The sequence below is a fragment of the Streptomyces sp. NPDC002690 genome, assembly GCF_053592415.1.
On record NZ_JBSFVR010000163.1, the window covers coordinates 1 to 15,675 of the forward strand.

A 15,675-nucleotide genomic window follows, 5' to 3' on the forward strand; every position below is an offset into this window, starting at 1 on the left:
GTCACGTCCGGCGGCGGAACGTCATCCGGTACTCCGCCGTCCCGCGCGGTGGTCAGACCGTCCTCGCCGGCCGGGACGTCGTTCCCGTCCGCCGTGCGGCCCGTGCCGGCCGCCTCCGTGGCCCGTGGCTTCACCGTGAGCTCCCCATGTCGTGCTGCTCCGCCCCGGCCGCCGGGCGTCATCGCGCCCGGCGGCCACTTCCGTCTGTGCGTGGGTCCTGCCGTCTGCCGCGAGCGGTCAGCTGCCGGAGCCGTTCTTGTCGAGGATGTCCTGGTACCAGGTGCGGAGTTCGTCGCCGCCGCTCTGCTTCCACGTGGAGACCGCCGCCTCCAGGTCGCTGACCTTCTTGCGGCCCCGGCGGATGTCCTTCTGCAGGTCGTCGAAGGGCGTGTAAAGGGAGGCGTACCGCTGCGGCTCGACGATCTGCATGCCGAAGAAGAGCGGCTTCTTGATGTTCGGCGCCTGGCGGGCCATCCACCCCGCGTAGTCCTGGACCAGCTTGGGCTCGTCGGGGAAGGCGATGGTGTGCGGCGGGGAGGCGAGGAAGAGGAAGGTGGAGGGCTGGGCCTCCTGGATGCCCTGGTCCGTGAAGGTCGGGACGCCGTCCTTCACGTTGTAGTGCGTCCCCTGGACGCCGTAGTTGGTGAGCATGAACTCCTCGGTGCCGTACGGGGCGGCGGCGAAGTCGGCGATGGAGAGGAACTCCTCGATCTTCGCCTTCGGGAGCTTCTTGCTGAGGAAGGTGTAGATGCCGGCCGGGTCGTCCTGCCAGAGGACGGGCTTGCCGCCGTCGGCCGAGAAGAAGTCGAGCGCCTGCATGTCGAACTTCGGGTTGGCGGCCTTCTGTTCGGTCACCATGCCCTTCCAGCCGCCGGTGCCGTCGTTGTACATGACGATGTGGCCGCTGGTGAAGCGGATCTTGGAGTCCGCGTCCTTGTTGGCCTCGGCGTCCGGGTGGACGTAACCGAGGTCGTGGAGCTTGCGGGCGAAGGCCAGGGCCTCGCGGTACTCCTTGGTCTCGATCTTGTGGACGAGCTTGCCGTCCTGGAGCTGCCAGTAGTGCGGGGCGTCCGGGAGCACGCCGTAGAGCTTCTGGATGCAGGTCCACAGGTCGTCGAAGGCCCAGACCTTGCTCTTCGGGGCGGTGTACTCCTTGCCGAAGGCGAGCAGGTCGTCGGCGCTGGCCGGGACCGCGCCGGAACCCACGATGTCCTTGCGGTAGAAGATCGCGTTGCCGATGACCGGCGACGGCATGGGCAGGCCGCGCAGCTTGCCGCCGAAGACCGAGTACTGCCAGGCGCCGGTGGGGATGTTGGCGAGGTTCGGGTACTTCTTCACCCCGTCGCCGGCCAGGTAGGGGCTGAGGTCGGCGAACTTCGCGGTGATGGCGTTGCGGATCTGGCCCTGCATGTTCCAGCCGGGGATGGTCACCGCGTCCGGGATGTCGTCGCCGGCGAGCACCGCACCGATCTTGTCCTGGTAGGTGTTGCCGTCCTGCGGGTCGAAGTTCAGCGTCGCGCCGACCGCCTTGTTGACCGCCGTGTAGTACGGGTTGTCCTTCTTCGGGACGGTGCCCCACAGCGGGGTCATCACCCGGAAGGAAGAGCCCTTGCCGGGCGGGGACTTGACCGACTTCGCCAGCGGGTCGGGCAGCTTGGTGAAGCCGGGGCTCGATCCGTTGACGCTGGCCACGTCGGGCTGCACCAGGTTGGAGGGCACATAGCTCGGCACGACCTTGCTGAGCGCCTTGCCGCTCGTCGTGCCCTCCCGGGTCCCCGAATCGGAGCCGGAACCGCCGCACGCGGCCAGCAGCGGTACGCCGCCCGCCACGGCCACCGCAGCGAAGGCGCTCGAAGCGAGGAAGCTCCGGCGGTTCGGCGTTACGGCGCGGAGGCCCGGAGCGTCGCTCTCGGACCGGTTCGTGGCGGGGGAGGAATTCGGCGTCATTGCGTCAACCCTTCATGGCGCACCAGGACGACACACGGCGGGCGACCGCCGTTCGGTTCCTGAGTCTGAGGTGGGCGTAACTGGACGGAACCGCCCGAACGGGGCGGTACGACCGGGCGGTGACGGCTTCGCGTCACCACCGGCGGCGAGACCGGGAACGGACCGCGGAGGACGAGGCCACCCGAGGCACTTTCCGGAGACACCGGCTGAGCACCCTCGAAGTGCTGTCGAAGCGCTTCGATGTTGCAGCGAGGTTAAGTGAAGGGGGTCAGCCGCACAAGAGTTCGCCCGCACATTCCTCGGAGCTGTTTCCATAACGTTTCCCGTGTTCCTGGGCGGCTCCTGTGAGCCGGGCAGGCCGAGTCCACCCGCCGCACTCTTGACACTTGGCCGGTCGTACGCGGAGCATCGAAGCGCTTCGAAAGATCACCAGCTGATGTTCCGAAGGACCTGCGGCAGCCCATGGCTCCGCCAGACCTCCCACCTTTCCAAGGGGACCCGCACGTGACGGACCTTCCGCTTCCCTTCCGCGACCCGCAGTTGCCCTTCGAGGCGCGCGTCGACGACCTGCTCCAGCGGCTCACGGCCGACGAACGGATCGCGATGCTGCACCAGTTCGCCCCGCCGGTGGAGCGACTGGGGCTGGCGGCATTCCGCACCGGCCAGGAGGCGCTGCACGGTGTCGCCTGGATGGGCGGGGCGACCGTGTTCCCCCAGGCCGTCGGTCTCGGCGCCACCTGGAACGACGACCTGGTACGCCGGGTCGGTGAAGCCGTGGGCGACGAGGTGCGGGCCAAGCGCCGGGGCGACGACCGGGTCGGCCTCAACGTCTGGGCCCCGACAGTGAATCTCCTGCGGCACCCCCTGTGGGGACGCGGCGAGGAGGGCTACTCCGAGGACCCCGCGCTCACCTCCGCCATCGCCGTCGCCTACACCCGCGGTCTGCGCGGCGAGCACCCCCGCTACTGGCGCACCGCCCCGGTCCTCAAGCACTGGCTCGCCCACAACAACGAGACCGACCGCGACACCGCCTCCTCCTCCGTGCGCCCGCGCGTCCTGCACGAGTACGACCTGCGCGCCTTCCGCGACGCGGTCCGCGCCGGAGCGGTCGCCGGTGTCATGCCGGCCTACAACCTCGTCAACGGCCGCCCCAACCACGTCTCCCCGCTGCTCGCGAGCCAGTTGAGGCAGTGGACCGACCAGCCGCTCGTCGTCTGTTCCGACGCCGGCGCACCCTCCAACCTGGTCGACTCCGAGCACTACTACGACACCCACGAAGAGGCCACCGCCGCCTCCCTCAAGGCGGGCGTCGACAGCTTCACCGACCACGGCACCGACTCCTCCGTGATGACCGGCCGCATCCGCGACGCGCTCGCCAAGGGCCTCCTCGACCCCGAGGACATCGACCGGGCGGTGCGCAGGCTGCTCCATCTGCGTTTCGCGCTCGGCGAGTTCGACCCGGAGCTCGACCCCTACGCGGACACCGACGCCTTCGACACCCCCGCCCACCGCGAACTTGCCCTGGAGGCGGCCGAACAGGCCGCGGTGCTCCTCAAGAACGACGGTCTGCTGCCGCTCGCGCCGAGCGCCGGACGGAAGATCGCGGTCGTCGGCCTGCTCGCCGACGCCTGCAAGCTCGACTGGTACAGCGGTACCCTGCTGCACCGCTCGACCCCGCTCGACGGACTCCGCGCCCGCTACGGCGCGGACGACGTGCTGTACGCCGAGGGAGTCGACCGGGTCCTGCTGACCTGTGACGACGGTCAGCTCCTCGCACCGGCCGCCGGGGTGGGCGCCGGCGCCGCGCGCGGCGAGGAAGGCGCGCTCGACCCGGCGCTCCTCACCGGCCGCACCGACCTCCCGCCGCTGGTCGCCGCCCCCGAGGGCACCGCCCTGGCCCTGGTCGACTGGGGCGACGGCGTCCTCACCCTGCGCACCGACGAGGGGCTGTACCTCTCCGTCGCCGAGGACGGCTACGTACGCGCCTCCGCCGAGGAGCCGGGCGGCTGGATCGTCCAGGAGACGTTCCGCCTGGAAGCGGTCGAGGGACACGACGGAGGACACCGCCTTCTGCACATCGGTACGGGTGGGTACGTGTCTGTCGCCGCCGACGGCGCAAAGGTTGCCGAGGACGGCGAAAAGATTTCGGCGGACCGTGCCACGGTCCTCGTCGTCGAGACCGTGGAGCGCGGCGCGGACGAGGTCGCACGGGTCGCGGCGGAGGCCGACACGGTCGTCGTCGTCGCGGGCAACGACCCGCACATCAACGGCCGCGAGACCGAGGACCGCACCACCCTCGCCCTCCCCGCCCAGCAGGAGAACCTCTGGCGTGCCGCGCACGCCGCCAACCCGCGCACCGTGCTGGTTCTGACCTCCGCCTACCCGTACGCCGTACCGGAGGCCGACGCCACGCTCCCCGCCCTGGTGTGGACCGCCCACGGCGGCCAGGCCGCCGGCACCGCGCTGGCCCGCCTCCTCGCCGGAGACGTCTCACCGGCCGGCCGGCTCCCGCAGACCTGGTACGCGTCCGACGCCGACCTGCCGGATCTGTTCGACTACGACGTCATCGGATCCCGCCAGACGTACCTCTACTTCGACGGCACCCCGCTCTACCCGTTCGGCCACGGCCTCTCCTACGCCTCCTTCGGCTACGAGGACCTCACCGTCGCCCGCGAGGACGACCTGCTCCGGGTCGGCCTGACCGTCACCCACGACGGCGGGGCCGCCTCCGACGAGGTCGCCCAGCTCTACGTACGCCGCACCGGACCGGACGCCGCCCGGCTGCCGCTGCGCAAGCTGGCCGGCCACCGCAGGCTGCACCTCGCTCCCGGTGGCTCTGAGCGCGTCGAGTTCCTGGTGTCCGTGGCCGAGCTGGGCCACTGGGACGTGGCGCACGGCCGCTGGACCGTGGAGCCGGGCGCGTACGAGCTGCTGGCCGGGGCGTCCAGCGCGGACATCCGGCTCACCACCGCGGTGGAGCTCGGCGGAGAGCCCTCCGGGCCCCGCCCCGTCCTCGCGGCGGGCATCGAGGCGGCCGACTACGACGAGCAGCGCGGCACCGAGATCGTCGACCGCGCGAAGACCGACGGCGACGCGGTCACCCCCACCGGCGCCGAAGCGGAGGCCGGCCGACTGGTCTTCGAGGGGTGCGACTTCGGGCCGGGCGTGCGCAGTGTCACCGTCCACGCGGCGGGCGAGGGCACGGTCGAGATCGAAACGGACGGCGCCGCCGCGGCCGTCGACGTCCCCGCCGCCGGCGGACCGTACGACTACCGGTCGGTGACCGCGGCCTTCGGCGCGGAGGGGGTGGCGGAACTCCGGGTCACCCTGCGCGGGTCCCTGCGCCTGGCCCGCCTCACCTTCGCCCCCTCGGGAGCGTCCGAGTGAGCCGGCGCCGCACGGCAGCAGCACAGCCTTTGCTCACCACCGCCCCCGGAAGAGAGTCCTCATGAAGTTCACCGACGGATTCTGGCTCATGCGGGAGGGAGTCCGCGCCTCCTACGCCACCGAGATCCGTGATCTGCGCGTGGACGCCGACCGGATCACCGCCCACGCGGCGGTCATGCGGGTCACCGGGCGCGGTGACACCCTCAACACCCCTCTGATCACGGTCGAATGCTTCACACCGGCCGAAGGCGTCATCGGAATCCGCGCGACCCACCACGCCGGCAAGGTCAACCACGGCCCGGACTTCGAGCTGTCGGTGGACCCTGCGCCGCACGCCTCGGTACGTACCACGCGGGAGGGCTCGGTCTCAGAACTCACCAGCGGACCACTGACCTTGAGAATCGACAGGGAGGGGCCCTGGGGCCTCACCTTCCTCGACGCCGACGGCCGCCGCCTCACCGGCGCGGACCGCAAGGGCACCGCCTTCGCCACCACCCCCGACGGCGCTCACCACATGATCGCCCAACTCGCCCTGGCGGTGGGGGAGAACGTCTACGGCCTCGGCGAACGCTTCACCCCCTTCGTGAAGAACGGCCAAGTCGTCGACGTCTGGCAGGCGGACGGCGGCACCAGCAGCGAACTGGCCTACAAGAACATCCCGTTCTACCTCTCCTCGCGCGGCTACGGCGTCTTCGTCAACCACCCCGGCAAGGTGGCTTTCGAGATCGGCTCCGAATCCGTGGGCCAGGTGCAGTTCAGCGTCGAGGACCAGACGCTGGAGTACTACGTCGTCGCAGGCCCGACGCCCAAGGACGTCCTCGCCCGCTACACCGCCCTCACCGGCCGCCCCGCGCTCCCCCCGGCCTGGTCCTTCGGGCTGTGGCTCACCACCTCCTTCTGCACCTCGTACGACGAGGAGACGGTGACCTCCTTCGTGGAGGGCATGGCCGAACGCGACATCCCGCTCTCCGTCTTCCACTTCGACTGCTTCTGGATGCGCGAGTACCAGTGGTCGGACTTCCTCTGGGACCCCGACGTCTTCCCCGACCCGGAGGGGATGCTGGCCCGCCTCAAGGAGCGCGGGCTGCGCATCAGCATGTGGATCAACCCCTACATCGCCCAGAAATCGGCGCTGTTCGCCGAAGGGGCCGAGAAGGGCTACCTCGTCCGCAGGCCAAACGGCGACATCTGGCAGTGGGACCTCTGGCAACCGGGCATGGCCCTGGTCGACTTCACCAACCCCGCCGCCACCGCCTGGTTCCAGAGCAAGCTGAAGGTCCTCCTCGACCAGGGAGTCGACTGCTTCAAGACCGACTTCGGCGAACGCATCCCCACGGACGTCGTCTGGCACGACGGCTCCGACCCCGAGCGGATGCACAACTACTACGCGCAGATCTACAACCGCGCGGTCTTCGAACTCCTGGAGAAGGAGCGCGGCAGCGGCGAGGCGGTGCTCTTCGCCCGCTCGGCGACTGCCGGCGGCCAGCAGTTCCCCGTCCACTGGGGCGGCGACTGCTTCGCCTCCTTCAACGCGATGGCCGAATCCCTGCGCGGCGGACTGTCGTTGAGTCTGTCCGGATTCGGGTTCTGGAGCCACGACATCGGAGGTTTCGAAGGAACCCCCGACCCGGCCGTCTTCAAGCGCTGGCTCGCCTTCGGCCTCCTCTCCTCGCACAGCCGCCTGCACGGCAACGTCTCCTACCGCGTGCCGTGGGAGTTCGGCGAGGAAGCGGTCGAGGTGACACGGCAGTTCACCCTCCTCAAGCACCGGCTGATGCCGTACCTCTACGGCGCCGCCACCGAGGCCCACCGCACCGGCGTCCCGGTGATGCGTCCGATGCTGATGGAGTTCCCCGGCGACCCGGCGACCCGCACTCTGGACCGGCAGTACATGCTCGGTCCGGACCTGCTCGTCGCCCCGGTCTTCTCGGCCGAGGGCGAGGTGGAGTACTACGTCCCCGAGGGCACCTGGACCCACCTGCTCACCGGTGAAACGGTCACCGGACCGGTCTGGCGCCAGGAGACCCACGGCTTCGACAGCCTCCCGCTGTACGTCCGGCCCGGCGCGGTGCTCCCCTGGGGCAACGACGACCAACGCCCGGACGGCGACTGGCTCGGCGACCTCACGCTGCGGGCCTTCGGCCCCGTGCCGGAATCCGGGACGGCCACCACCACGGTCACCGTTCCCGGCCTGACCGGCGAACCCGCCGCGACCTTCCACGTCACCCGCGACGCGGACGGCGTACGGGTGACGGCGGAAGGCAGCGGAAGGCCCTTCCGCGTCACGGTCGAGGCGACCGGGGCGACGGCGGAGGGAGCCGGCGCGGTGGAGGTGCCGCACCTCGGCTGACGCGGGGGTGCGGGTGGGCCGGCTTTCGCCGAGCGCCGGCCCACGCCGTTCCTCCCGGTCCTCACCCGCCGCCCGCCCCGCTTCTCGCGCGTCTCCCGCCCCGTCCCGGTCTACGACCAGCGTTCGAGTTCGGCGTCGATGCGGGGGTCGGTGCGTACCCACACCTCACCGGTGGCGGCTCCCGGCGGGGCGTCGACACGTTCGAGACCCAGCGTCCGGACCAGGCCCAGCAGCTCGTCCCTGGCGTCACCCGCCTCGTCGAGCGTGCGCCCGTCGAACAGGACGTAGTGCACGTCCCACCGGTCGTTGTACCCGTCGTCGGCCCAGAGCGCGCAGAAGCGGTCCACCGCCTCCCGGTCGCGGGGCGCGGTCGTGTGCCGTTCCTTCTCCTGCGCGGCCTCCTGCGCTGCGGTCGCCGCGAAGCCTCTCGCGATGTCCTCGGCGTGCCACCACCGTGCCGACTCCGCGACCGTGCCGGTGGTGAAGTCCTCCCCCGTGAGGAAACCGTCCAGCAGCCGGCCGGCCCCGGTGTCCTCGATGCTCGCCCCGGTTTCCTGCAGGCGGGTCACCAGCCCGTCCGCCATGGCGCAGGGCCCCGAGAAATGGAAGACGCCGGTGGCCGCCACCAGGGTGCCGCCGTCGGGGTGCGGGACGTCGAGCGTGGTGTCCGTCGTGGGTATGTCCCGCACCAGGGCGAGGAGGTCCGCCGGTACGCCCTCGTACAGTGCCGCCTGCGCGCGGGCGTCGCCGGGGGAGCCGAGCGCGCCGGTGGGGTCGAAGGTCACCAGCAGGGCGCGGCCGTCGGTGGTCAGCCAGGCGTTGACGGTGGCTCCGTCGCCGTCGCCGAAGCCGAGGTGCGTGACCCCGTCGGCCGTGGTCGGCTCGCGTCCGTCGACACGGGTGAGAACCTCCAGCCGACGGCGCAGCTCGCGGGGGTGGGTACGCCGCAGCGCGGACTCGTCGAACTCGTTCCGCAGCCGTGCGCGCGCGAGGCCGGCGGCGTCGGGCAGCCATGGCCCGTGAAGGTCAAGGGCGGTGAAGCCGCCGCGGACGAAGTTGGCGAGCTGGGTACGGTAGCCGGCGGCGTGGGTGACGAGGCGGTACTCGGTCCGTGGCTTCGGCGCTCCCTTGATCCGGCAGACGGCGCCCTCCTCGAAGAGGAGCGCCAGCGCTTCCTCGTTCTCCGCGTCCTCGACGCGGACCGAGCCCCTTCCGCTGTGGCGGTGTTGGTCGATGAACTCCTGCAGGGTGCCGAGGTCGGGGCGAGCGTCACCGGGGAGCAACTCCTGCTCGGCGCCCTCGTCGTCGCGGAAGGTCAGTGTTCTCATCGGCGTCCTCGGGTGTGGGGGACCGGGGGGCAGTGCCCGCAGGCCGCATGCGTGGCGTCCGCTCCACGGCGGTGGGGCAGCAGTACATCAGCACGGCGGAGGACCCGATCCGCACGGTCCTGCTCCGGCAGCCAGTCTCTCCCGGGCGTCCGTCGTCACCGGCACCTGGGGCGGGGAGCCGCTTCCCCGCTCCCCGCCCGAACCTTGGGACGTCCGCGGTACCGTGCCCGGAAGGGCCGATTACACTTTCCGGGTGCCGCCCCTCTCCCTCTCACCGCCCGGTTTCTCCCCGCAGGAGATCGCCGAACTGGTCGACCTCTACACGACCAACCCGGACTACTGCCGAGCCGCCGGCGAGTACGACCCCGACGACGTGCGGGTCGACCTGATCGAGTCCGATCTGCGCGCGGAAGCGGGTGCCGAGGGCTGCGAGGTACTGCTCGCCCGGGACGAGCGGGGACGGCTCGCCGGACTGCTGTGCCTGCTCGACCGTCACCCGAAGGACGGCCTGCCCTGGATCGGGCTGCTGATGGTGCACGGCGACCGTCAACACCAGGGCAACGGCCGGTCGCTGGCGGGCATGGTCGAGGAGCGGTTCAAGGGCGAGGGCCGGGACGGCATCCGTCTCGCGGTGCTGGAGAGCAACCCCTCCGCCCTCGCCTTCTGGAGTTCGCTGGGCTGGCGGGAGATCGACCGCCGCCCCGACCTGGAGCACGGCCGGCCCTGCATCGTCATGCACAAGCCGTTGAACTGAACGCTGACACCGCACCGCACGGGCGCTCAGGGCGCGGGAACAGCCACGACCTGGACCTCGTCCTCGTACACGACCCGGCCGGGATCGGCCGTCTCGACCCGCGTACACGCGACCCCGTGGGCGGCCAGCAGGTCGAGATAGCCGTCCACCCGCTCGATGAGGTGGACCGCGGAGGCCTTGAACCACGCCACCGCACCGGGGTTCACCGCGGAGTCGTAGACGTCCGGATCGGTGTCGGACGGGTTCGGGTAGTTGGCGTCGTACCAGTCGTTCGCCGCCCGCCAGAAGCGGAACTGCTCCTCGCTCAACAGGCCCTCCCGGGCGAGCCCGTTGGCCAGACCGAAGACCCCGGGGTACTGCCCCCGGTGATTGCGGGCCGTGCCCTGGAACCTGATGTAACCGGCGTCGGCCATGTGCCGTACCTCTCCCGCCTGCCTTGTCCGCCCCGCTGACCGGGACGGGATGCGAGGGGCCACCCTACGGCGAGGGCGCCCCTGCCCAGGCGTCGGCCGGGCGCGGGGACGATCGTCTCCGCGCCCGGACGCCTCAGGTTCCGGCAAGCTCAGTCCTGGTGGACCGCGTTGGTGCCGGAGCCGCCGTAGAGGGTGTCCGTGCCGGAGCCGCCGTAGAGGGTGTCGTCCCCGCGGTTGCCCCGGAGCGTGTCGTCGCCCGCCTGTCCGTAGAGGGTGTCGTCGCCCGCGTCGCCGAGTATCTCGTCGTTGCCGCCTCTGCCGCGGATGACGTCGTTGCCCGCACCGCCGTGCAGGATGTTCTCCTCCGAGGTGCCGGTGAGGGTGTCGTCGCCGGCTCCGCCGAAGCACTCGTAGGAGCAGTCGCGGAGGGTGTCGTTGCCCGCGCCGCCCCAGGAACCGACGCCGAAGATGCCCCCGCCGCCGTTGAGGTGGTCGTTGCCCCCTTCCCCGAAGAGGACGACGCGCGGGCCGCCGGTGAGGCTGTCGGCCCCGGCGCCGCCGTGGATCGACGCGTACGCCCTGCTGTCCGGGTCGATCGCCGCGATGTCGGCGCCGTCACCGAGGTCCACGTCGTAGATGTCCGAGTCGTCGCTTCCCAGCGGGACTTCGACCGCGCATCGCACGACCGTGCGGTCGGCCTCCGAAGGGTAGACGCACTCGTCCCACAGGGCGGCCTCGGCGTCGATCGACATGTCGAAACGGTCGTGGAAAGTGATCACGTGGTAGGCGTCCCAGTCGCCCCGTTCCTCGATCTCCGAAGAGACGGTCAGCTCGTTGCGCTGCCCGGGGGCGGCCTTGTACCAGAGCTCGCCGTCCTGATGGACGAAGGTGGCCGTCGTGGGGACAGGGTCCGCACTCGCGGCCGGGGCCGCGAGTGCGGCGGCGCCCAGCGCGAGGACGAGGGCTGCCGCGGAGGCGATGCTCTTGTTCATGTGCATGAAGAAGTACCCCTCAATGAAGGTCAGTTGTTCGTTCATGCAGTCAGACAGACGGGCAGATGGGGGAGTTGTGTCAGAAGATGTCCCGTTCCTGTCCCTGAAGGGTGAACAACAGGATCTGCCTACGGACGACGTGTGCGACTGGTCCGGCGGGTGCCGGGCAGGACCGCACGCGGTCCAGGGGGTGTCCCCGCACCCGGGGAGGGACCGGCGGCTCCGGGCGCGCGGGAGTCGCCCGGTCACAGCCCCCCGAGGAGCTGCACGCAGACGATCTTCACCAGGATGCTCAGCGCGAACAGCGTCGAATAGCCGCTGTTGACCCGGCTGTCGCTCACCCGGCTGGTGGTGTACGCGAGGATCGCCGGGTTGCCCACGTACCCCGAGAGCAGCCCCATGGTGCGTTCCCGGCTCTGGCCGAGCGCCTTGGCGACCAGCACCATCAGCGCGTAACTGACGACCGCGCCGAACACCAGGACCGCCAGCAGCTTCAGGCCGAACACCGAGAACGCGTTCTCCCGGAAGGAGTAGCCGGAGCTGAGGCCCACGATGGCGAGGAAGAGCAGCAGCCCGATCTGGCGCAGGGTGAGGTTGGCCCGGGTCGGCAGCGTCCAGACCAGGGGGCCGGTGCGCCGCCGCCAGCCGAGGAACATGCCCATCACCAGGGGACCCGCCCCGGTGCCGAGGGCCAGAGTGGTGCTGCCGAGGGTGAGGGACGGGATGCCGATGAGGAAGCCGAGCGCGAGCCCGAGCCCGAGGCTCACCGCACTGACCTCACTGACCTTGGCCTCCGTGTCTCCGAGGAACCGGGTGACCTCGTCGGAGCGCTCGCGGGGCATCACCACGCGGAGCCGGTCGTCCAGCTGGAGGACGAGACCGTCGTGGGCGAGCATGTCGAAGTCGCCGCGCCGCACCCTGCTGACGGCCGCCCCGTAGGTGTCGGCCAGGCGGAGTTCGGCGACCGTGTGGCCCGCCAGGTCCGGGTTGGTGAGCAGAACGCGGCGGTAGTCGACGGTGGACCGGTCGTCGAGCAGATGCGCCTCGGCGATCTCGCCGAGGCGGGCGGTCGCCGCTGAGACGTCCTCCTCGCCGCCCACCACCTCGACCAGGTCTCCCGGGTGCAGCCGGTCCAGCCGGGTGGCGACCCGGGCCGCGGCGCCCACCGCCCGGTACTCACTGGCGAGGACACGGTGCTCGGCGACGCCCGGCACGTCCGCCCACGCGATCTCACGGGTGACGTGCACCGTCCGGGTGACGAGGGTGGCCGGCAGCCCGGAGCCGGGGTCCCGCCGGGCGGTCCACCGGCGGCGGGCACCGATGGCGGCGATGAACAGAATGGTGATCACCACGGCGAAGGGGTAGCCGATCGCGTAACCGACCGCGGGTTGCGCCGGGTCCTCGGCCGCGGCCTGGGCGGCGGCGAGGCCCGGGGTGGTGGTCCCGATGCCCGCGAACCCGCCGGCGAGGAACGGGCCGCTGATGCCGAGGACACCGTTGCCGAGCGCACCCACCACGACCGCGGTGACCGCGAGCGCCACGATCGCACCGGCCATCACCGCCAACTGGCCCCGGAGTTCACGGAAGAACGCCGGGCCCGACTCCAGCCCGACCGTATAGACGTACAGGGCCAGCCCCAGCGCCGACACTCCCGCGGGCAGTGCGGCGACGATGTCCTTGTCCAGGGCGCCCACGAGAAGCCCGACGAAGAGCACACCCGCCGCGCCGAGCCTGACCGGTCCGAAGCGCACCATGCCGAGCAGGGCGCCGACCGTGATCACCGAGAACACGGTCACCCAGGGGTTGTCCGCGAAGAACTGCCACACGCGCGCTGCCTCCTGGTGTCCGGCCGGTACGGGGGCCTTTCGGCCCAGCCCTGTCGGGGGCAGCTTCCGGCAGGCCCGTACGCCCCGCCACTCGGCGGCGCGCTGTCCGGACACGACCGCGCCGCCGCCCCGGAGGGGGACGGCGGCGCGGTGGTTCCTGCGGACCGGGTCAGACGCCCGGCGGCAGGTGCGACGGGCGGCCACGGCCACGCGTCACGGTGTAGCCGAAGACGCCGGCCAGTGCGGCGAGCACCGCTCCGCCCGCGCTCCACAGCCATCGCTGCGTCCACCAGCCCGAGGACCAGCCGTCCTCCGGCTCACTGCCGGCCACCACGACCGGTTCGTCCGTCGCGCCGTCCGTGGGGGAGGCCGACGCGGCGGAACCGGCGGCGGCACGTACGGCGGAAGAGCCGGGAACCAGCGGCTCGGAGAGGGTGCCGTCCACGTCGTGCGCGCTGCCCGCGTCGATCGAGGTCGCCTCCACCCGGGCCCCGATGGGCTGACCGAGGTCGGTGTCGGGCAGGTCCAGCACGGTGAGGCGCACGTAGTAGCTGCCCGGCAGCGGGTCGTTGGCCCACGGCTCGGACCAGGCGCGCACCGGACGCAGCACGCAGTCGAGCTCGACCGTCGCCGCGTCGGCCGCGGCCTTGCGGGTCTGGTGGCCGTACATGCACGCCTGGCGGCGGCGCAGGCCGTCGTAGACGTCGATCTGCCAGGTGGACGCCCCGTGCCGGAGTGACGCCTCGGGGAGGGTCACGGTGGCCCGTACGGTCGGCCGCTGTCCGGCGTCGGCCGGGAAGACCCAGTAGAGGTAGTCGCCGGTCGAGGCCTGTGCGGTGCCCGCCTGGTCCTGCTGGAGGGCGGTCGCGGTACGGAAGGTGGTGCCGGCCTCGGTGGGACCGGAGTCCGAGCCGTCCTCGCCGGGGCTCGCGGAGGCGGACGGGTCGTCGGCCAGGGCCGGGCCGGCGGAGGAGAACAGGGCGAGACCGGCGACCAGGGCGCCCGCGCTCGCGCGCAGCACCCGGTGGGTGCGGGTGGTCCGGGTACGGAGGGTCGTACGCATCAGTTGGTCCTCCAGACGGCGACGCGCCAGCGCGAGATCCAGCCGAACAGCAGCCCCGCCAGCAGACCGGCGAGCAGCATCAGGCCGAGGAACCACCAGCCGCGGCCGAGGCCGAAGGCCGCGGTGTCCGCCGCGTCGTCGGGGGAGTCCACCACGTCGATGGTCAGCTCGACCGGCATGCCGGGGCCGGTCTTCGCGGAGGTGGGCGAGGAGAAGGAGTCGCTGAGCTGGAGGCAGACGGCCTCGGCGGTCTCGGCGTCGGCGTCGTCGTCCGCCTCGGCCTTGGGGTAGCGCAGCCCGGTGGAGATGGCGTCGGTGCGGCCGGTGCCGGACTCGGAGCCCCGGACGATCTCCCGCCCGTGCGTGGTGACCGCGCGCAGCAGGATGCCGTAGTCGTTGTTGACGGCCCGGTCGGCCGAGACACTGGCGGAGGCCCGCAGTTCCTGGCCGGGCAGGACGTTCACCCGGTACCAGCGGTGCTCACCGAGCTTCGCACGGTCGGTGTACAGCCCGGGGGTGAGTTCGGGGGCCTTGGCGCAGCTCGCGGCACCCTCGGTCGCCACCGGGGTGACGACGGGTTCGGCGGCCCGGTCCACCAGCTGGGTGACCCGGTGGGACAGGTCCTCCTTGTGCTGGACGGCCGTGTACGTACCACCGGTGGCCTCGGCGATGCAGGTCAGCTGCTGCCGGATCTTCGCGTTGGGCACCAGGCCCAGGGTGTCGATCACGAGGTGCACCCCGCGGGCGGCGATGTCGCGTGCCACCTCGCACGGGTCGAGCGGGCCGCAGGTGTCCTCGCCGTCGGTGATCAGGACGATCCGCCGGGTGGACTCACCGCCGTCCAGGTCGTCGGCCGCGCCGAGCAGGGCCGGGCCGATCGGGGTCCATCCGGTGGGAGCGAGGGTCGCGACGGCCGTCTTCGCGTCGGTGCGGTCCAGCGGGCCGACCGGGTACAGCTGCTTGGTGTCCTTGCAGCCGACCTGCCGGTCGTCGCCCGGGTAGTTCGCGCCGAGCGTGCGTATGCCGAGCTGGACCTCCTCGGGTGCGGAGTCCAGCACCTCGTTGAACGCCTGCTTGGCCGCGCTCATGCGTGACTCGCCGTCGATGTCACGGGTGCGCATGGACCCGCTGACGTCGAGGACGAGTTCGACCTTGGGCGAGGAGGCGGTGGGGGGTTCGTCGGCGGCGGCCGGCACGGCGGTGCCGATTCCGGCGGCCAGGGTGGCGAGCAGCAGGCCCACCCCGGTCGTCAGCCGTTTGGTTGTGATCATCGCCGGATCCTATTGAACATCGGTTCGCATCCCCAAACCCGCTGCGCGAAAGCGGGTTCGGGGATGCCCGAGGTGATCCGGCGGTGCTTCGGGGACGCTCCCGGAGAAGTCGTCAGCCGCCGAGGAGGGGTCCCGAAGCCCGGTCGAGCACCGAACCGATCCGCTCCCAGGCCGCCGTGTCCCGCTCGACCGCGTCGAGTTGACGGTCCGTACCCGCGGTGCCGTTGCCGTTCCACTCCGTGGCGAGGGTCGGCCGCGGCCTGCGCCTCACCGGGCGGCCGGAGTCGTCCCACCACGGGCCGGAGCTGATCCTGCGGCGTGGACGGGTACTGCTCGTGCGGGGT

The 15,675-nt window shown here is 71.5% G+C and carries 11 protein-coding genes; 3 read left to right on the top strand and 8 right to left on the bottom strand.

What is annotated here, in order from left to right; genetic code table 11:
- Positions 1-237: 237 nt before the first annotated feature.
- Positions 238-1,947 carry an extracellular solute-binding protein gene (locus ACWD3D_RS20600; RefSeq protein WP_451462281.1) on the bottom strand — a complete coding sequence of 570 codons (1,710 nt, stop codon included), beginning with the start codon at positions 1,945-1,947 and terminating at the stop codon, positions 238-240.
- Positions 1,948-2,451: 504 nt separating this feature from the next.
- On the opposite strand from ACWD3D_RS20600, the gene ACWD3D_RS20605 reads away from it, so the two are divergent.
- Positions 2,452-5,334: a glycoside hydrolase family 3 C-terminal domain-containing protein gene (locus ACWD3D_RS20605; protein ID WP_451462282.1), complete on the top strand. Its 2,883-nt coding sequence runs from the start codon at positions 2,452-2,454 to the stop codon at positions 5,332-5,334.
- A gap of 61 nt (positions 5,335-5,395) precedes the next feature.
- Positions 5,396-7,684: an alpha-xylosidase gene (gene yicI / locus ACWD3D_RS20610; protein ID WP_451462283.1), complete on the top strand. Its 2,289-nt coding sequence runs from the start codon at positions 5,396-5,398 to the stop codon at positions 7,682-7,684.
- A 110-nt stretch (positions 7,685-7,794) separates the two neighbouring features.
- Here the strand turns inward: yicI and ACWD3D_RS20615 are convergent, their stop codons facing one another.
- Positions 7,795-9,012 (bottom strand): DUF6357 family protein, encoded by a 1,218-nt coding sequence (locus ACWD3D_RS20615; protein WP_451462284.1) that lies wholly within the window; start codon positions 9,010-9,012, stop codon positions 7,795-7,797.
- Between the two features lie 253 nt (positions 9,013-9,265).
- Here ACWD3D_RS20615 and ACWD3D_RS20620 point away from each other — a divergent pair, with 253 nt between their 5' ends.
- Entirely contained in the window at positions 9,266-9,766 is a 501-nt protein-coding gene (locus ACWD3D_RS20620) for a GNAT family N-acetyltransferase (RefSeq protein ID WP_451462285.1), read from the top strand.
- A 26-nt stretch (positions 9,767-9,792) separates the two neighbouring features.
- Here ACWD3D_RS20620 and ACWD3D_RS20625 read toward each other — a convergent pair whose 3' ends face one another.
- The 6 genes from ACWD3D_RS20625 to ACWD3D_RS20650 form a co-directional block, all read right to left on the bottom strand.
- The gene (locus ACWD3D_RS20625; RefSeq protein ID WP_451462286.1) at positions 9,793-10,179 is read right to left on the bottom strand and encodes a hypothetical protein; all 387 of its coding nucleotides are present in this window, start codon (positions 10,177-10,179) and stop codon (positions 9,793-9,795) included.
- 149 nt (positions 10,180-10,328) lie between these two features.
- Complete coding sequence (locus ACWD3D_RS20630) at positions 10,329-11,216, bottom strand: calcium-binding protein (RefSeq protein ID WP_451462287.1); 888 nt, start codon at positions 11,214-11,216, stop codon at positions 10,329-10,331.
- Between the two features lie 200 nt (positions 11,217-11,416).
- Positions 11,417-12,997, bottom strand: a complete 1,581-nt coding sequence (locus ACWD3D_RS20635; protein ID WP_451462288.1) for an aspartate:alanine exchanger family transporter — start codon at positions 12,995-12,997, stop codon at positions 11,417-11,419.
- A 169-nt stretch (positions 12,998-13,166) separates the two neighbouring features.
- Positions 13,167-14,060, bottom strand: a complete 894-nt coding sequence (locus ACWD3D_RS20640; RefSeq protein ID WP_451462289.1) for a hypothetical protein — start codon at positions 14,058-14,060, stop codon at positions 13,167-13,169.
- On the bottom strand, positions 14,060-15,331 hold the full coding sequence (locus tag ACWD3D_RS20645) for a VWA domain-containing protein (RefSeq protein WP_451462290.1): 1,272 nt from the start codon (positions 15,329-15,331) through the stop codon (positions 14,060-14,062). Before ACWD3D_RS20645 ends, ACWD3D_RS20640 begins: the two co-directional genes overlap by 1 nt.
- 112 nt (positions 15,332-15,443) lie before the next feature.
- Positions 15,444-15,675 (bottom strand): hypothetical protein (locus tag ACWD3D_RS20650; protein WP_451462291.1); only part of this gene is annotated, 232 nt, incomplete at its 5' end.